Here is an 18950-nt window from a genome sequence, read left to right on the forward strand (position 1 = left end):
GAACGTACTCCAAGGAAGGAGAAAATCATGAAACGCTTCATCTCTTTATTTGTATTGGTATTCTATTTATTTTACTTTCAACCTTCTATATATGCTGCGAGTAATGCAGCTGACCCTTCCGTGTATGACACAATACATAAAAGTGAGAAAACGGCATCGGATGTTTCTCGAGCAGCGACGGGTTCATCACCATCCATATTTCCCTTATTTCTTAAATTTCTCGTCTCTTTTGTCATTGTGATTCTTTTATTGTATGTGGTTTTAAGATTTCTATCAAAAAGAAATCGGATCATGCTATCAAACGGACCGATCCTTTCCTTGGGTGGCCAGTCCCTTGCGGCCAATAAATCTGTTCAAATCCTCTTAATTGGCCAAACCATTTATATTGTCGGTGTGGGCGAATCGGTAACCTTACTTCGGACGATTTCTCAAGGGGAGGAGGAATATCAGCGACTGTTGAAAAGTTTTGAAAATCAAGGAGAAGGACGATCCCCTAGCATTTCAATTGATACGAAAAAACTCTGGGATTCTGTTTTTCGCAAACACTTGCAAAATGTGAAGCGGGAAAATGGAGGGGAGTAAACATCGATGGTACGTAAATTGGCATTCCTTGTTCCGCTTATGACATTTGGCTTCCTTTCTGTTGCAAATGCTCAAGAACCGGCCGGCACCCTTTTATCGGGGATTGATTTAGGATCTTCAAAAGGGATCACGAATACATTAAGCATTATCCTGTTGATCACGGTATTGTCCATTGCGCCGGCTATTTTAGTATTGATGACCTGTTTTACAAGAATTATTGTCGTGTTAGGGTTCGTTCGCAATGCACTTGGAACTCAATCCACACCGCCGAATCAAGTGTTGATTGGTTTGGCCTTATTTTTGACTTTGTTTATTATGGGACCAACGTTTTCCGAAATTAATCAACATGCACTGCAGCCTTATTTGGCAGGGAAAATCTCACAGCAGGAAGCCTATAGAGAGGCCACTTCTCCATTAAAGGAATTCATGGCAAAACAAACGAGAGAAAAAGATTTAGCCTTGTTTATGGATTATGCAAAGATGAAAAAGCCGAAAGAGGTGACAGATCTCCCGCTTCGAGCTTTAGTGCCCGCTTTTGCGATCAGCGAGTTGAAAACGGCCTTCCAAATGGGCTTTATGATCTTTATTCCGTTCCTTGTGATCGACATGATTGTTTCCAGCGTCCTCATGTCGATGGGGATGATGATGCTGCCGCCGGTCATGATTTCACTGCCATTTAAAATTCTATTATTTATTTTAGTTGATGGCTGGAATTTAATTGTGAAATCATTGCTGATGAGCTACTAAGAAGGGATGGTTTGTCATGACAGCAGAAACGATTTTGCGAATCGCTCAAGATTCTGTTTATACCATATTATTGGTGATCGCCCCTGTTGCTGGGGTGGCACTGGTTGTCGGGATACTCGTCAGTATTTTTCAAGCGACCACCCAAATTCAGGAACAGACCCTTTCGTTTGTTCCGAAAATTGTCGCAGTGTTGCTTTCCATTTTATTATTCGGAGCTTGGATGCTGCAGCATGTTGTGGATTTCACCCAAAATTTGCTGGGAAATCTGACTCATTATATCGGGTAGGTGGGCATAATGGCTGATTTCCATTGGTGGACGCTTTTTTTAATCTTTGTCCGGATCACCACCTTTATGCTGACGGCACCTGTGATATCTGGCCGGCAAATACCTGCCCCTTTCAAAATTGGCTTTAGTGTGATGCTAACGGCACTTTGTGCTTCTGTAGTAAAAGACCCCATCCAGTCTGTGTCAAATGGAACTTTGGTTTTATTAATACTGAAAGAATTTTTTGTCGGGCTTGTTCTAGGAATGATGGCAAATGTTATGCTTCACGCTGTACAATTTGCAGGTACTTTGATAGATTTGGAAACTGGCTTTTCCATGGCCAATTTATTTGATCCGACATTCGAAACAAATATGCAGCTGACAGGGCAGCTGAAAAATATGTTAGCTATTCTTTTTTTCTTTGCAACAGATGCTCATCATCTGTTGATTCAAGGGATTCTGGCGAGTTTTGATTGGGTATCCGTTCATTCTTTCGTCCCGGCTTGGATGGATGGCCGGATTTCAACTTTTTTCTTAGTGTGTATCAGGCAGATGTTTATGGTCGGCTTTATGATGGCAGCGCCGATTGTGGGCACTCTTTTTATTGTCGATATTTCGTTCGGTATTATCGCTAGAACAGTTCCGCAAATGAATATTTTTGCCGTAGCACCGCCTCTAAAGATTCTATTGTATTTTTTGATTTATATCTTTATTTTGCCAAGTTTCTTTTATCTATTAAAAGTTCTTTTTGAAAATATGTTTGATTCGATGGATACAATTTTAAAAATTATGGGGGCCTAAGATGCTTAGGTTTGATTTACAGTTCTTCGCTGGAGAGAAAACAGAAAAAGCAACACCAAATAAAAGAAAAGAAGCCAGGAAAAAAGGGCAGACCGCCAAGAGTCCTGAAGTATCTTCGGCTATCACATTGCTGTTTTCTTTTGCCTTTTTATTGGTCGGGGGAAAAAGTTTGGTAGAGGGATGTATGTCGATCTTCCGTCACTCGTTCCAGGAATATTTATTGTGGGATGTAACGATGTCCAATACCGAGGTTTTATATAAACAATTGTTATGGGAAGCGGCCAAATTGATGGCCCCTATTTTTGCCGTTGTTCTTGCAGCAGGCCTGATTGCAAATTTTGCTCAGGTGGGATTCATGATCAATCCGGCAGGCTTAAAAATGAAATTTGGAAAAATCAATCCGCTTCAAGGCATGAAAAATATTTTTTCACTCCGGTCTGTTGTAGAATTCATCAAATCTATTTTAAAGATTGTCATCACTTCAACGGTAGTGTTTTTGCTTATTTGGAATCAAAAGACCGAATTATTTGCCCTTGGCAGCAAGAATATTTGGGATGCAGCCGGGGTGATCGGCTCCCTTTTCTTGAAAGTCGGGATTGCGGCTTCTGGCTCTCTGGTTGTCTTGGCAGTCGCCGATTATTTTTATCAAAAATTTGAGTATGAGAAGAATCTTCGCATGTCCAAACAAGAGATTAAAGAAGAATTTAAGAAAATGGAAGGGGATCCTGTCATTAAAGGGAAACGGAAGGCAAAACAGCGGGAAATGGCGATGAACCGTATGATGCAGGAAGTGCCAAAGGCAGATGTGGTCATTACCAATCCGACCCACTTTGCTGTAGCCATCCGTTATGATTTTCAAACGATGGATGCACCACTAGTGATTGCAAAAGGACAAGATTACATCGCGTTAAAAATCAAGGAAATTGCTAGAAACAATCAAATTATGACGGTTGAAAATAAGCCGTTGGCGCGGACGCTGTTTCATTCCGTTGAAATCGGGGAGACAATCCCTGAAGAACTGTTTCATGCAGTGGGTGAGATCTTGGCTTATGTATACTATCAGGAAGGCCGGTATAAGGGGATGATGAAATGAAAATAAAAGATTTGTCAGTATTAGTTGTTGTGATCCTCGTTGTAACGATGATGATCATTCCCATGCCGACGATATTATTGGATTTTTTATTAATTATTAATATTTCTCTTTCCGTCTTAATCTTATTGGTTGCCATGAATACAAAAGAAGCGCTGGATTTTTCGATTTTTCCGACAGCACTCTTGCTTACGACATTATTCCGCTTGGCGCTGAATGTCTCGACAACCCGGTCGATTTTATCGAAAGCAGATGGCGGGAAAGTGATTGAGACCTTTGGTTCCTTTGTGATCGGCGGCAGCCCGGTTGTCGGTTTTGTTGTCTTTCTGATTCTAGTCGTGATCAATTTTATTGTCATCACCAAGGGATCGGAAAGGGTGGCGGAAGTGGCAGCCCGGTTTACATTGGATGCCATGCCCGGTAAACAAATGAGTATTGACGCTGATATGAATGCGGGACTGATTAGTGAACAGGAAGCCCGCATGCGCCGGAAGAAAATCGAGCAGGAAGCCGACTTTTACGGCGCCATGGATGGTGCAAGCAAATTTGTGAAAGGTGATGCGATCGCTGGCATTGTCATTCTCGTCATCAATGTAATTGGCGGTTTTGCTATCGGGATTGCCATTCATAAAATGGGATTTGCCGAAGCGGCTAATACCTATACATTATTGTCGGTAGGGGATGGCTTGGTCAGCCAGGTGCCGGCACTCTTGATTTCGACTGCTACTGGTATTACTGTGACTCGTGCTTCTTCAGAAGGCAATTTGGGTACAGATATCTTGCAGCAAATTTTTAAATATCCGAAACTGCTCTACATTGTGGCGGGTACGATCTTTTTGCTGGGCATTTTTACTCCGATCGGACTGATTTTAACGATTCCTGTTTCCGGTTTGCTGGCATTTGGTGCCTATACGATGCAGAAATCGTTTAGAAATGCGGATCTTGCGAAAGAAGAAACGATTAAGGCAGAAGCGGAAGAAGAGATTCGCAGCCCGGAAAAAGTTATCAATTTACTGCAGCTTGATCCACTTGAATTGGAAATTGGGTATGGCTTAATTCCGCTGGCGGATCAGAAGCAAGGCGGAGACATTCTCGATCGGATCGTGATGATCCGAAGACAATTTGCCATCGAACTTGGCCTGGTGATTCCAACGATTCGCATTCGCGACAATCTGCAGTTAATGCCGAATCAATATGTGTTAAAATTCCGCGGCAGCCGCATTGCGTCAGGAGAAGTCTACCTTGATCATTTCCTTGCCATGAATCAAGGAATGGATGGGGGAGAAATCGACGGAATCCAAGTAACAGAGCCAGCGTTCGGGCTTCCTGCTGTTTGGGTGAATGTAGAAGAGAAACAAAAGGCAGAACTGCTTGGCTATATGATCGTCGATCCATCATCCGTGATTGTTACGCATTTAACCGAGGTATTAAAAAAATATGCATACCAATTGCTCCGCAGGGAAGAGACAAAAGAATTGGTGGATCATTTGAAAGAAACGCATCCAAATCTTGTGGAAGAGCTTGTTCCAAACCTCTTGACGATTGGAGAAATACAAAAAGTATTGCAGAATTTGCTTCGTGAACAGATTTCTATAAGGGATTTGGCGACGATTTTTGAAACATTGGCGGATTATGCGGGGTTTACAAAAGATCCAAGAGTGTTAACTGAATATGTCCGCCAGTCTCTGACTCGACAAATTACCGAGCAATACGCGGAAAATGGAGTGATTCATGTCCTAACGGCAGGGGCTACATTGGAGAGAGGAATTTCTGACAGTATTCAGCAAACAGAAGCAGGGGGTTATTACCTCTCCATGGACCCGCAAACATCGAAAAGAATTACGGAAGAACTGCAAAGACAGATTGAACGGGTGATCAAAGCGGGCGGCCAGCCGATCTTTCTGACGTCTCCATCCATTCGCATGTATTTAAAACAGTTTGTCGATAAAATTATGCCGACGGTGCCAGTGCTTAGCTATACGGAGCTTGAACCTGATGTTGAAATCCAAAGTATTGGAGTGGTGAACATATGAAAACGAAGAAAATCGTTGCTGAAACAATGCCGCTTGCGTTAAAAATGGTCCGTCAGCAATTGGGGGAAAATGCGATCATCGTCAATACGAGAACGATCAAAACAGGCGGCTTGTTTGGTTTATTTGCCAAACAAAAATATGAAGTGACGGCTTATTCAGTTGAAGATACAGAACCGAAATTTACCTTGGATGTGAAAGATAAATCGGTAAAAACATTTCCGAATAAAAATTATCTACATGACAGCAGGATAGAGGAATCGAATCGCTCAATTATTCATGCCAGACCGCAAAAACTATATCATTATTATTCACAGCAAACGCAAGAAAAGGAACAGCCACAAAAAACAATGATTCAACCATCAACTCAGTCTAAAGACAGTGAAAACCCGCTTTTAGGTGAGCTGCAAGATATGAAGAAAATGATGATGACTTTCATGATGAATAGCAAAAACGGCCAGGATGTTCCTTCCGGGCTGGCGAAGTGGGCGGACCGTTTAAAAAGACAGGGTGTGGACGTGGCGGTTATTGAAATGATTGTTGACCGCATCGTCAAGAAATACGAATCTTTGGATGGTTTGACTGACAAAGATATCGAAGGTGACATATTTTCGATTGTGAAAGAAATCATCAAAAAACAAGTGCCGGAATCTAATAAAATTCCTAAACAAACCCGGATCATTCATGTCATTGGTCCGACTGGTGTTGGGAAGACGACCTCGATTGCCAAACTTGCAACTGAACAAGTATTAAAGCAAAAACGCAGGGTAGCCATGATTACGACGGACGTCTATCGAATTGCAGCAGTGGAACAGCTAAAAACCTATGCCGGAATTTTAAATGTACCGATTGAAGTAGTACGATCCATAGAGGAGCTTGAACAAGCGCTCGCGAAGCTTGAGCACTATGATTTAATCTATATGGATAGCACGGGTAGAAATTACAAAGAAGCCGAGTATCGCAAGTCGATCAGCGAATATCTAAACTATCCGGTAGCAAGCGATCATTATCTAGTATTAAGCTTAACATCAAAATATGAAGATATGGAAATCTTACTGAAAGAATTTGTAAACAGTCCGGTGAAAAAGCTGATCTTAACAAAATATGATGAGACATCCAGTTACGGTGCGATTCTGAACATTGCTTATCATTATCCATATCAATTAGCGTATATAACGAATGGGCAAAGTGTCCCGGAAGATATCATGACGATCGACGCGGCAATGATTGCAAGAGGTTTAGTAGGGGTGGAAGAGTAATGGATCAAGCCCAAAGTTTAAGAGAATATATGCAGCGTTTCCAGGTTCAAAAGCAGAAACAACCTCGTGTCATTACGATTACAAGCGGCAAAGGCGGTGTTGGCAAATCCAATTTCACGATTAATTTTGCATTGGCGTTAAAAGCGGCGGGTAAAAAAGTAATTGTACTCGATTTGGATTTAACGACCGCCAATATTAATATCCTGATGGGAGTAATTCCTAAATATAATCTGGCAGATGTTCTGATCAGCAATAAAAGTATATGGGATGTATTGGAGATTGGCACAGGGGGAATCGAATATTTGGCAGGCGGCATCGACCTGCACGATGTACCGAATCTGGAGCAAAATTCACTTGGCTTTTTTATGAATCAGATTCAAGAACTGCAGCATTATGCCGATTTTATTTTGCTTGATACAGGTGCAGGAATCTCGAAGGAATTAGTTGAATGCATCGCAGCCTCGGATGAAACGATTTTAATTACGACACCTGAGCCGACTGCCATTGCCGATTCATATGCTGTGTTAAAGACAATAGTCCGTTATCATAAACAGTCTAACGATGTCCGTTTAGTTGTCAATCGTGCCCAAAGCTACCGGGAAGCGGTTGAAACATCCCGGACTTTGAAAAACACATGCAGTAAATTTTTGAAAATGAATTTGCCTACACTAGGATTTGTTATGGAGGATCCGCACGTCCGTCAGTCGGTAAAAATGCAAATGCCCTTTTATTTATCCTATCCTAAATGTGAAGCATCAAAAAATATAGAAGAAATGATCCATTTTTATTTACCCGGTTATGAAGATCAGCTTTCAGCCACATCAAAAGGATTACGTGGATTTTTTGAAAAAATTTTTTCAAAAGGTATATCGTTGTAAGGGGAGTAAACCATATGGCAGCAACATGGCTGGTGAATTTACTATTGGGAGTCTTTGCATTCTTGTTCACTTTTTTCTTTTCAGCACAGAATAACACATGGCAATTGGCGTTATTTAGAGCTGGAATTGGGTTTCTCCTGTTCTTTCTATTAGGCTTTCCTTTACGGATTCTATTGCACGAAATTGCATCAAAGAAAATTCCATACATTGAACCGAAACAAAAAGAACAAATCCATAATCATCAAGAGCCAGAAACCTATGAGGATCATTTGCAAGACGATGACGCATTGTTCCAGCCTACCCCGTTGTCCTCGTTACATAATAGGGTAGAGGAACATCATTCGAATTAAGTTAATAGATTCGAAAATGTAAGACCAGGAGGGATACTCGGTGAAACCTGCGATCAAAGAAACCATTCCGCATCATATATGGAAAAAATATCAGGAGAAAAAAGATTCTGAATTACAGGAAAAACTGGTGAAACAATATGCCCATCTGGTTGAGCAAATGGCAAATAAGCTTTCGGCAAGTATTCCTTCACGGATCATTCCAAGGGAAGACCTAATTGGATTGGGTTATATCGGTTTACTTGAAGCAATTCAAAAATTTGATCATCAAAAAGGGTATCAATTTGAAACTTTTGGACTATGGCGAATCAAAGGTGCCATGCTGGACGGAATTCGCAAGACAGACTGGGTTCCAAGGGGATACAGGGAAAAGGCGAAAAAAGTAAATCAAGCGTTAAGAGATTTAGAACAAAAACTCATGAGAGAGCCAACGAAAGAGGAACTTTGCCGATTTTTGGGGTTTTCTCCTGAAGAAGTCGAACAGGCAATGTCTGTCTTATCCTTATCCACCCTTCTTTCACTCTATGAACCGATTAAAGCCGATGAGGGAAAAGGAAAAGAGCAAAACAGGCTTGATCAAATTGTCGATATCGATGTGATCTCCCAAGATAGGCAAATGCAAATGGCGGAATTCAGAAGTATAATGGCAGATTGTATTGATCAACTGCCGGATAAAGAAAAGCTTGTTATATCACTATTATACTATGAAGGTCTCACGCAAGTAGAAATTGCTGAAGTGCTGAATCTTACAAAAGGACGGATTTCGCAAATACATTCCAAAGCCATTCTTCGATTACGGAAATGTTTTGAGTCAAAAGGATACAGTTTTGATTCTTTTATTTAGGGATCTTTTTCCTTCAGTAATAGTAAACAAATAATGGTTTTTGTCGATAAAATATAAAAATCGTTATTTCGTTTGGCTAAGTAGCTCTTCGATCACGTTTTGATCAAAATAATAGCTCATCCATAGTCAAAATAATTACTGGAGGAAGTATGGTGTCGTAATGAATTCACTAACTAAATCATCGCCGAAATTTGAATTCTCTAAATCTCAAAAAAACAGACCATTTTCAGAAATTCTTGATAGTATTGTCTATTTAGTAGAAAAGGCTTCCAATGGCGGCATATGTTCCATTCTTCTTGCAAACGAATCAAATGAAAGCTTAACAGTTAGCTCGGCACCGAATCTGCCAATAGAATTCAGTCAAATGATAAATGGCATCGCCATTTGCCCATCTGTCTTTTTTAACCGTCCCGTCCTAGTTTCAGATATTCACAACGATTCATTGTGGGATGGCTACAAGGAAATGGCGACTGAAAATGGAATTAGATGTTGCTGGTTTGCACCGATTGGCGATTCCCAGCAAAAACTGTTAGCGGTCTTTTCCATATTTTTTGATAAACCGTGTTTCCCAACTGAAGAGGATCTGCAGTTGATCGAAATGGCGGTCCGTCTTACCGATATGGCAATCCAGCATTATCAAACAGAAGAAAAAATCAGTTTTATCGCTTCGCATGATGAATTAACCAATTTGCCGAATAGAAGGCTATTTGATGAGAAAGTTAATAACGCTATTCGGGACCATACAAATGTGAAAGACAAAATGTTAGGTGTCATGGCTTTAGATTTAGATCGCTTTAAGCTGATCAATGATACGCTTGGGCACAGCATTGGCGATTTACTCATCCAAAATGCAGCGCAAAGATTGAAAAGCTGCCTGAGGGAAACAGATACAGCCTCAAGGCAGGGTGGGGATGAGTTTACAATTTTAGTAAATGATGTTTCCGAATATGAAGCAGCGAAGATCGCAGAAAGAATACTTGAGAAATTATCAAAACCTTATTTTATAAAAGGACATGAGATATTTACTACCGTCAGTATTGGCATCAGTTTATATCCGATTGATGGGCAGCATTCAGATGATCTGCTTAGGAAAGCCGAAGTTGCCATGTATCAGGCGAAGAAAGAAGGCAAAAATAATTATCAATTTTATGATGCAAAATTTGATCAAATGACGTATGATCGATTGGAATTAGAAGCTGAATTGAGAAAGGCTTTAGAGAAGAATGAATTCACCCTTCATTATCAGCCGATTATCAATCTATCAACAAATAAAATTTCCGGAGTAGAAGCCTTAATCAGATGGCCTCATCCTAAGCTTGGATATGTCTCGCCAAATCGGTTTATCCCAATTGCAGAAGAGACTGGGATGATTGTTCCTATTGGCGAGTGGGTGCTAGAGACCGCATGCCGTCAATTGAAACAAATGCAGGCAGATGGTATATCGATGGTCTCGATCAATATATCGTTCCGCCAATTTTATGAACCTAATCTCGTTTTAATCGTCAAACAAATTATAAAGGAAACGGGTATAAATCCGCAAAATGTAACGATTGAGATCACGGAAAGCATGACGATGGATATTGAAACGGCTTCGGCTATTATAACTGAGCTGAAACAACTGGGGGTCAAAATTTCCATTGATGACTTCGGCACAGGGTACAGTTCGTTAAGTTATTTAAAAAAATTCCCAATCGATTATTTGAAAATCGATCAGTCTTTTATTCGGGATATTAACAAAAGCAAATACGATAAAAATATCGCTACCACCATTATTATGATGGCCCGCAACTTAGGTGTCCAAGTAATTGCTGAAGGTGTCGAAACAATAGAACAGCTTGAATTCTTAAGACACCACCGCTGTAATGAGGCGCAAGGATATTTATTCAGCAAGCCGCTTTCAGCAGAACAATTAAAACGTTTTCTAGAAAACCATCCCAGTGAACTGGAGAAATCATTATTATTTGACAACAGGAAATAATATTTTTTTTGAAACATGAAACGGTTTAATATATAATTTCCGATAGGGACTGATTTTTCAGACTTGTCCTTACATAATTTTACATGAGTAGGAGTCGTAAAATGGAAAAAATACTTATTTTCGGTCATAAGAATCCTGATACGGATTCCATTTGCTCTGCACTTGCATACGCAGATTTAAAGAAACAGCTTGGTGTGGACGTTGAACCAGTTCGCCTTGGCGAGATCAACAATGAAACCCAATATGCCTTAACAAAATTCAATGCTGAAGCACCTCGATTGGTTGGAACAGTAGCAAATGAAGTCAACTCGGTTATTTTGGTTGACCATAACGAGCGCCAGCAAAGTGCTGATGATATTGCGGATGTCCGCATTTTAGAAGTAATTGACCACCATCGTATTGCCAACTTTGAAACAAAAGATCCATTATATTACCGCTGTGAACCTGTTGGATGTACAGCAACGATTCTAAATAAAATGTACAAGGAAAACGGCAAAGAAATCAGCCCGCAAATTGCCGGGTTAATGTTATCAGCCATTATTTCTGATTCCTTATTATTCAAATCACCAACTTGCACGGCTGAAGATGTGGCCGCTGCCAAGGAACTTGCCCAAATTGCCGGTGTGGATGCACAAAACTACGGCCTAGAAATGCTGAAAGCAGGCGCTGATTTAAGTGATAAAACCGTGCCGCAATTATTAAGCCTTGACGCCAAGCAATTTGATATGGGCACAAGCAAAGTGGAAATCGCACAAGTGAATGCAGTTGATCCAAATGATGTCCTCTCCCGCAAAGAGGAAGTTGAAGCAGCAATTGCCAAACGGATTGAGGAAGAGAACTTGGATCTGTTCTTGCTTGTCGTAACAGATATTTTAAATAACGATTCCGTTGCCATTGCTCTAGGCAGCAAAGCAAAAGCGGTTGAAAAAGCCTATAACGTTACCCTTACAGACAATCAGGCAGTATTAAAAGGTGTTGTATCCCGCAAAAAACAAATTGTTCCTGTATTAACAGAAGTTTTTACAAATGGTGAATTTTAATTTGAGAAACCGTTCAAGCCAATTTGGTTTGAACGGTTTTTCATTGAGCTAAATATTTTTCATTTAGAAAGTTAGAAGAAAGGTGTGGCATTATACATTGAACGATCGGATTCAAAATAAAACATATGAACCGATTTCCTTTGAACTGCATATGATGCACTACCTGAGGTAGGAAGGAAGCTTTATTTATGGTGTTGTTCATATGCAAGGAGGTTCATCCTGATGTTAATGCTTTTGTCAGCATTATTGTTCAGTATATCTTCTAACCTAGACAATGTAGTCGTAGGCACTGCTTACGGAATCAAGAAAATAAAGATCGGAATCATTGCCAATTTCATTATTGCAGTTGTCTCGACAACAGGAACCTTTATATCGATGTCACTTGGTTGGTATATTGCAAAATTTATGCCTCCATCAGTGGCAAACATTTTAGGCGCCGGGATTATTGTGCTAATGGGATTATATTTTGTCATCCAAAACCTGATAAAAGTTTTCCACACAACTAATTCTAAGGAACTAGCATTAAAAGACCTTAAGGAAATGGTTGAGTATGCCGAAAAGTCAGATGCAGATCAATCAGGTCATATTGATCATAAAGAAGCATTTATCTTGGCATTAGGGTTAACATTTAACAATTTAGGTACGGGTGTGGCGGCGAGTATTACAGGAGTCAATATTTTCTTCACCGTCATCGCGACCTTTATCATCAGTATATTGACAATCATCCTCGGAGTATCAATAGGTAAAAATGTATTCGGAAGGTTTTTTGGTAAATATGCGCCATTTATTGCTGGTGTTTTGCTCATGATCCTTGGGTTTATTGAAATGTTTAATTAAAACATGCAGTTCAAATAAAAAAGCCAGGATTTCCTGGCTTTTAACGATAAGTCTTGCTATACAAGGTGAATTTATTTATTTTATCCATATCTGGTTCATAGCCAATTCCTGGGGAGGTTGGCACCGTAATCATGCCATTTTCAACGATTACTTCAGGACAGATAATATCTTCTTTCCAGTAAAGTGCAGATCCGGCGGTGTCACCCGGCAGCGTAAACCCAGGAAGAGCAGTCAAGGCAATGTTGTGGGCCCGGCCGATACCAGCTTCGAGCATGCCGCCGCACCATAACGGAACATTCTGCTCCACACAATAATCATGTATTTTCTTTGCCTGAGTCAACCCGCCAATCCGGCCGATTTTCATATTAATAATTTTGCAGCTGCCCAATTTTATTGCTTTGCGAGCATCTTCAAATGAATGGATACTCTCATCAAGGCAAATTGGGGTTTTCAGCTGTGCCTGCAAATCGGCATGGTCAATAATATCATTATAGGCCAATGGTTGTTCAATCATCATTAAATGGTAATCATCAAGTGCTTTTAACAGGTCAATGTCCTCTAAGGTGTACGCTGAGTTTGCGTCGGCCATGAGCGGGATGTTAGGGTACACTTTGCGAACCTTATCCATTAATTCTACATCCCAACCTGGTTTGATTTTAAGCTTAAAGCGCTTATATCCCTCGGCTAGCCGCTCGCCGATCACCTCTAAAGTCTCTTCAATCGAATCTTTAATGCCGATGCTGACACCAACATCGATTTGATCTTTCGTTCCGCCTAGTACAGATGCTAACGAACGATTTTGTTCCCTTGCATACAGATCCCAGGCAGCCATATCTAAACAAGCTTTCGCCATGTAATTACCGCGAATATGAGCGAAAAAGTTTTCCGTTAACTCATCAGGATGCTGAAACTCTTTGTTTAAAATAAGTGGAAGTAAAAAATCCTCCAGCAGATGCCAATTCGTTTTGACGGTTTCTTCATTGTAATAAGGAGTGGGCATGGCGACATTTTCTGCCCAGCCAGTGAGCCCATCTTCTGTTTTGGCTTCAACCAGGATAAAATCCTTATCATATTCAGTTCCGAAGCTGGTTGTAAACGGGTAAAGCAAATCCATTTTCATGTGTCTTAATGTTACTTCTGTGATTTTCATCTACATCGTCTCCTTTGTCAAAACATAGAAATTAACTGGGAGGTCAGGATGGTTATTTTTAGAAAATCCACTTGCTTGCCAACCTTGTTGAAAGACTTGTGAAAAAATCTCTCTTGTATGCAATCGCCACTTTAGGGCCACATCGAGACTTGCTTCCTTTATTACGCGGAAATTCTTTGGAATCGCGACAAAGGCAATTGAATCCTGAGTAACCGGAAGAAAAGCAGCTGGAATGGGATCGCCATCTTTATGTATTTCCCATTGATTAAGTGCATTGTTCATTAAAAAATCTAATTCATATTCCGTTTGAGGCTTTAGATCCTGTTCATGACGAATATGCCACTCCACGAGGAAACGGTCGGAAGGAATGCCTTCGTTTAACAAATCATCCATTTCACCGTAACAATTTTCAATATAGGTAGAACTGATCCCGCCAAGTTTGGCAATATTTAAATACCCATTGACACTTTCTAATGGATCGTATGTCCATGTAATCAGCGAATAGCCGAGTTTCAGTGCTTCCTCACGCTGAGCTTTTTTCAGTCTCTCGCCAATTCCTTTGTTCCGATAATCATCATCAGTCGCTAAAATATGAGAGCAAAGATAAGCAGTTTTACCGTTAAAACCTGGGAAACTGTATTGAAATCCGACTAATTTCTCCCCGACAAATGCCCCCAAAACCAAACCGCCGTTTTTGACGGCGGTAATGGTTTGGTGGGTGGGAATAGAGTCGGTTTCGCCCCAAACTTTCCTTTCGAGCTTTCTTGCTTCTTCCAGCTCATGAATCTGATGAAGGGAACGAATTTGAATGTCATCTACAGCTTGCACTCTCAATCCCCTCTTGTCAACATTTATTCTCTGCTGAAATCACATTCTTCTAATGGCACCATTTTGGACCGTTTTACTATTTTATAACTTAAATAGCCTAAAATAAACAGCGGCAGGCCGATATAGGAAACCGCAATTCCATACCAGTCAATTTTGCTGCCGATAAAGGCCTGGTAATTCGTACCTAGCATCGCAATTAAACATAGTGTAGTTGCTAAGATCGGACCTAACGGGAACCATTTTGCAACATATGGCAAATCGTTCATATTTCTTCCTTGTTGTTGATATGCTTTTCTAAACCTTAGATGGGTTATCGAAATACTTAACCATGAGAGGTAACCTGCCAGCCCGGCAGCATTTAACAGCCAATTATAAACGGTTCCGTCCCCGAAGAATGAGGTCAAGAAGCAAAGCATGCCGATCAGCGTCGTTCCCAAAATAGCATAAGTTGGAACACCGCTTTTACTGACTTTCCTTAAAAACTTTGGTGCTTTGCCTTCCTCGGCTAATGTCCAGAGGACACGCGAACCGACATATAATGATGAATTTCCTGCTGAAAGAACAGCTGTTAGAATGACCGCATTCATTGCAGCAGCAGCAAAAGCGAAACCTGCATGTTTAAATACCAATGTAAATGGACTTACGGCAATATTGGTAACATCTGAACTTAATAGGTTAGGATCTTTATAGCTAATTAAACAGCCAATCACGAAAATCGCCAAAACATAGAATAAGAGAATCCGCCAAAAGATTTGCCGGATCGACCGCGGCATATCTTTCTCTGGATTTTCACTTTCACCGGCGGCAACGCCAACCATTTCCGTTCCTTGGAAAGCAAAACCTACGACCATAAATACGCTAAAAATGGATAATAAGCCGCCTTTAAATGGCGCTTCCCCTTTGGTTAAAAGCTCAAAACCGCCTGTATGACCTTTCATAATACCAAAAATCATTAATAAACCGACCACAATGAAAATAATAATGGTGGCAACTTTAATAATGGAGAACCAAAATTCGCCTTCACCATAGCCTTTAACAGATAAAATATTCAAAGCAAAAATAATGACAAGAAAACTGGCACTCCAAATAATTCCCGGTACGTGCGGGAACCAGTATTTCATGATAAGTGAAGAGGCCGATAATTCAAGAGCGAGAATAATCGCATTATTATACCAATAGTTCCATCCGACAGCAAACCCTAATGCCGGGTCAACAAATCTGGATGAATACGTACTGAAGGAACCAGAAATAGGGATAAAGGCTGCCATTTCTGCCAAGCTTGTCATAAGGAAATAGACCATGATACCGGCAATGAGGTAAGCGGCAATAGCCCCGCCCGGACCGGCATCATGGATGGTGGTACCGCTGGCCAAAAACAGCCCGGTACCAATTGTACCGCCGATGGCAATCATGGTTAAGTGCCGTGTTTTCAACTTACGTTCTAAATGTTCTTTTTCAGTGAATAAGCTTGGAGTATTTGCATCAGGTTTGCGGATCGTATTTTCCATATAACACCTCGAACTTATTTTTCTAGAGCCAATAGGACGGATTTGGTTAAAATTTTTGCACCATATACTAATGCTTCTTTGTTAAACTTCATTTGCGGGTGGTGAAGGCCTGGTCCCAGGCCGCAGCCTAATCCCAGCATAGTTGCTGTTAAATTGGGATTCTTTAAAGTGTAGAAATGAAAGTCCTCACCTCCTTGAGAAATGCATTCAGGGATCACTCGTTCTGAACCAAGAACTTCTTTGACAGCGCTTGAAATGATGTTTATTGCCTCTTGATGTTTGATGGCTGCTGGGACAAATTCTTCCAAAGAATAGGTAACGGAAGCTCCAGTTTCAGCCATGGTTTCATTCACTATTTGATGGGTTCTTGTTTTTAATTCGTCCATCAGTTCATTGGTTTGGGCTCTGGCATCAATCGTAAATTCAGCTGTTTCCGGAATGACGTTCGAAGCAGTATTGTCAGTTGTCAGCTGTGTCATTTTGATGGAGTAAGGGACGTCTGTTTCAGGGCGGATCTGCTTTAATTTTTGGACGATCAGAGCAGCTGCTTCGATGGCATTGATTCCATCTTGCGGGCGGGCTGCATGTGCCTGTTTTCCTTTGATAATGCCTTTAATCGTGCCGGCAGAGCCGTGAATGATGACTGGAGCTGCATGACCATAAGGAACTTCAAACTCCGGCCTTACATGGACACCAAATAAGTAACGGACATTTTCAAGAGCTCCCTCATCAATCATTTTTAAAGCACCTTCGCCTTTTTCTTCAGCAGGCTGAAATATAAAGCGGAGGGTATATTTCGGCATGATACCGCTCTCGGCAAAACCCAAGGCAGTATAGAGAACCATTGTGCTATGGGCATCATGTCCACATGAATGATTCGCTTTGATAACACCATCAACTTCTTGCAATAAGGCATCCAAATCGGCACGTAAGGCAATAACATGTTCGGATTGTCCGGGAATTTCGGCAATAAGGCCATAATGGTCTGTAAATGTTTTGACGGCAATCCCGGCATTTCGAAGCCGTTTGCAAATGTATTTGGACGTATATTGTTCCTCCCAGCTTGGTTCTGCCAGACTATGGAGTTTGTCGTATGTTTGCAAAATGGAGTCTTTGTTTTGCTCAATAAATTCAAGCGGGTTCATTGAGTACACCTCTTGCTGTATGATTATTCATGGAAAACATGAAACTTTGAATACATAGTTTCTAATTTTTCCTGATGAATTTGAATGCGATCTTGATCTTTTTCATAAATGCCTTCAATAATTAAATCGGATAAAGTAATCATCGAGGCAATGGAGTTGCTTCCCGTATCGGCATTTTCTTCTGTTGTTAACGTAATATCGGCAATTCTGCCGACTGGAGAGAGAAGCCGGTCCGTGATCGCAATTAAGCAATACCCGTTTTCGGCTGCATACTCGGCTAATTGAATGGTCGTGTTTGCATATCTGGGCAGAGAAAATACCACTACTACTGAGTTTTCTGTAAGATTCATGAATTTTTCTAAAAAGTTGTCATTTGAGGGGCATAATATTACGTGATTTCTGATGGTACCTAGCATATACGCGAACCATCCCGCAGCCGGAAAGGAATGCATATGGCCGGCGATAAGAACTTGGTCTGCGTGAATAATTTTATCAACAGCTTTCCAAATCTCCTCAATATTTGTCCGGTTAATTAATTGCTTTAAAAGATGAATCTCGTTTAAAATGACTTTCTTGAATGGATCGCTTGATCCGACTTGCGTAATACCGGCATTACCGGATTCAGCTTGATTTTGAACGAGCAATTCTTCTTGAATGATATGCTGCATTTCACTAAAGCTGTCAAATCCTAAAGCGTAGGAAAGCCTGATGACCGTAGTTTCGCTGACAGCCGCATGTCGGCCGATTTGAAAAGCGGTTTTAAAAGCAGCTTGATGTAGGTTTTCCATCAAGAATCTTGCTACTTTTTGCTGACCTGCTGATAGATCAGGAAATTTTTCTTTCACTAATTGTTTAAAAGGAGTTTGTTCCATTTCATCATCCTTTGAAGGAAATCCTTCACTTGTAAACTATGTTGCAGGAAAAACTTTATCTGGTTTTACAATATCACACTTTGGACAAAAATAGAAGAAGAATTTATACTTTTTAGATAATTAATATATGGAATGATGTTCAAACTGGGAACTACAATAGGAGGTAAATATGAACAGATGCGGCTGGGTGAATCAAGATCCATTATATATTCATTACCATGACCATGAGTGGGGAGTGCCGGTTTACGACGATCGGTTGTTGTTTGAGTATTTAAATTTGGAAGGAGCACAGGCTGGCTTAAGCTGGTACACGATTTTGAAGAAACGGGACAATTATCGGAAGGCGTTTGATCACTTTGAGGCAGAAAAGATTGTCAAGTATGATAACACTAAAATTGAGGAACTCCTGCAATATGAAGGGATTGTCCGAAATAAGCTAAAAATTCATGCAGTGATCACGAATGCAAAAAGCTTTTTACAGATTGTCGATGAATTTGGTTCATTTCGTGAGTATATTTGGTCATTTGTCGGGGGGAAACCAATTCAGAACCATTTTCAATCATTGGCAGATGTTCCTGCGAAAACGGAGCTTAGCGACCGATTAAGCAAAGATTTAAAAAAACGAGGCTTTAAGTTTGTCGGCTCAACGATTTGTTATTCCTTTATGCAAGCTGTCGGAATGGTGAACGACCATATTGTCACTTGTGACTGTTATCAGCGGATTAGAGATTTGTCAAAATAAAAAGGGG

At 40.6% G+C, this 18950-nt stretch carries 19 protein-coding genes; 14 read left to right on the forward strand and 5 right to left on the reverse strand.

Translation table 11 applies throughout. The features are described from left to right. Positions 1–27: 27 nt before the first annotated feature. The 13 genes from BFU02S_RS04130 to ytaF all read left to right on the forward strand — a co-directional run bounded on the left by BFU02S_RS04130 (position 28) and on the right by ytaF (position 12698). Positions 28–582, forward strand: a complete 555-nt coding sequence (locus tag BFU02S_RS04130; protein WP_066366986.1) for a flagellar biosynthetic protein FliO — start codon at positions 28–30, stop codon at positions 580–582. Between the two features lie 6 nt (positions 583–588). After that, positions 589–1329, forward strand: a complete 741-nt coding sequence (gene fliP / locus BFU02S_RS04135) for a flagellar type III secretion system pore protein FliP (protein ID WP_066366988.1) — start codon at positions 589–591, stop codon at positions 1327–1329. Positions 1330–1345: 16 nt separating this feature from the next. Continuing rightward, the gene (gene fliQ / locus BFU02S_RS04140; protein WP_066366989.1) at positions 1346–1615 is read left to right on the forward strand and encodes a flagellar biosynthesis protein FliQ; all 270 of its coding nucleotides are present in this window, start codon (positions 1346–1348) and stop codon (positions 1613–1615) included. Positions 1616–1624: 9 nt separating this feature from the next. Next, on the forward strand, positions 1625–2395 hold the full coding sequence (gene fliR, locus BFU02S_RS04145; protein ID WP_066366991.1) for a flagellar biosynthetic protein FliR: 771 nt from the start codon (positions 1625–1627) through the stop codon (positions 2393–2395). Position 2396: 1 nt separating this feature from the next. Next, positions 2397–3488 (forward strand): flagellar biosynthesis protein FlhB, encoded by a 1092-nt coding sequence (gene flhB, locus BFU02S_RS04150; protein ID WP_066366993.1) that lies wholly within the window; start codon positions 2397–2399, stop codon positions 3486–3488. Then, positions 3485–5518 carry a flagellar biosynthesis protein FlhA gene (gene flhA, locus BFU02S_RS04155; RefSeq protein WP_066366995.1) on the forward strand — a complete coding sequence of 678 codons (2034 nt, stop codon included), beginning with the start codon at positions 3485–3487 and terminating at the stop codon, positions 5516–5518. The genes flhB and flhA overlap by 4 nt, the downstream gene beginning before the upstream one ends. Beyond that, positions 5515–6774: a flagellar biosynthesis GTPase FlhF gene (gene flhF / locus BFU02S_RS04160; RefSeq protein WP_066366996.1), complete on the forward strand. Its 1260-nt coding sequence runs from the start codon at positions 5515–5517 to the stop codon at positions 6772–6774. Before flhA ends, flhF begins: the two co-directional genes overlap by 4 nt. Continuing rightward, positions 6774–7652, forward strand: coding sequence for a MinD/ParA family protein (locus BFU02S_RS04165; RefSeq protein ID WP_066366997.1), 879 nt, complete (start codon positions 6774–6776; stop codon positions 7650–7652). Before flhF ends, BFU02S_RS04165 begins: the two co-directional genes overlap by 1 nt. A 14-nt stretch (positions 7653–7666) precedes the next feature. Next, complete coding sequence (locus tag BFU02S_RS04170; RefSeq protein ID WP_066366998.1) at positions 7667–8002, forward strand: hypothetical protein; 336 nt, start codon at positions 7667–7669, stop codon at positions 8000–8002. A 40-nt stretch (positions 8003–8042) separates the two neighbouring features. Next, positions 8043–8843 (forward strand): sigma-70 family RNA polymerase sigma factor, encoded by an 801-nt coding sequence (locus BFU02S_RS04175; RefSeq protein ID WP_066366999.1) that lies wholly within the window; start codon positions 8043–8045, stop codon positions 8841–8843. 160 nt (positions 8844–9003) lie between these two features. Further along, positions 9004–10821: a sensor domain-containing phosphodiesterase gene (locus BFU02S_RS04180; RefSeq protein ID WP_066367000.1), complete on the forward strand. Its 1818-nt coding sequence runs from the start codon at positions 9004–9006 to the stop codon at positions 10819–10821. 101 nt (positions 10822–10922) lie between these two features. Next, the gene (locus BFU02S_RS04185) at positions 10923–11861 is read left to right on the forward strand and encodes a manganese-dependent inorganic pyrophosphatase (protein WP_066367001.1); all 939 of its coding nucleotides are present in this window, start codon (positions 10923–10925) and stop codon (positions 11859–11861) included. 222 nt (positions 11862–12083) lie between these two features. After that, on the forward strand, positions 12084–12698 hold the full coding sequence (gene ytaF / locus BFU02S_RS04190) for a sporulation membrane protein YtaF (protein WP_066367009.1): 615 nt from the start codon (positions 12084–12086) through the stop codon (positions 12696–12698). 40 nt (positions 12699–12738) lie between these two features. On the opposite strand, the gene menC is transcribed toward ytaF, so the two are convergent. The 5 genes from menC to BFU02S_RS04215 are packed head-to-tail and all read right to left on the reverse strand — an operon-like array spanning position 12739 to position 18201. Continuing rightward, positions 12739–13848, reverse strand: coding sequence for an o-succinylbenzoate synthase (menC, locus tag BFU02S_RS04195; protein ID WP_066367012.1), 1110 nt, complete (start codon positions 13846–13848; stop codon positions 12739–12741). After that, entirely contained in the window at positions 13849–14676 is an 828-nt protein-coding gene (locus BFU02S_RS04200) for a GNAT family N-acetyltransferase (protein ID WP_066367015.1), read from the reverse strand. Between the two features lie 23 nt (positions 14677–14699). Beyond that, positions 14700–16184 (reverse strand): amino acid permease, encoded by a 1485-nt coding sequence (locus tag BFU02S_RS04205; protein WP_066367018.1) that lies wholly within the window; start codon positions 16182–16184, stop codon positions 14700–14702. Between the two features lie 14 nt (positions 16185–16198). After that, positions 16199–17329, reverse strand: a complete 1131-nt coding sequence (locus BFU02S_RS04210) for an amidohydrolase (RefSeq protein ID WP_066367020.1) — start codon at positions 17327–17329, stop codon at positions 16199–16201. Between the two features lie 23 nt (positions 17330–17352). Beyond that, complete coding sequence (locus tag BFU02S_RS04215; protein WP_066367022.1) at positions 17353–18201, reverse strand: MurR/RpiR family transcriptional regulator; 849 nt, start codon at positions 18199–18201, stop codon at positions 17353–17355. 169 nt (positions 18202–18370) lie between these two features. Between BFU02S_RS04215 and BFU02S_RS04220 the strand changes: the two genes are divergently transcribed. Further along, the gene (locus BFU02S_RS04220) at positions 18371–18943 is read left to right on the forward strand and encodes a DNA-3-methyladenine glycosylase I (protein ID WP_066367025.1); all 573 of its coding nucleotides are present in this window, start codon (positions 18371–18373) and stop codon (positions 18941–18943) included. Positions 18944–18950: the final 7 nt, after the last annotated feature.

It is taken from the genome of Neobacillus fumarioli NBRC 102428 (assembly GCF_001591485.1).
Classification (GTDB): domain Bacteria; phylum Bacillota; class Bacilli; order Bacillales; family Cytobacillaceae; genus Neobacillus; species Neobacillus fumarioli.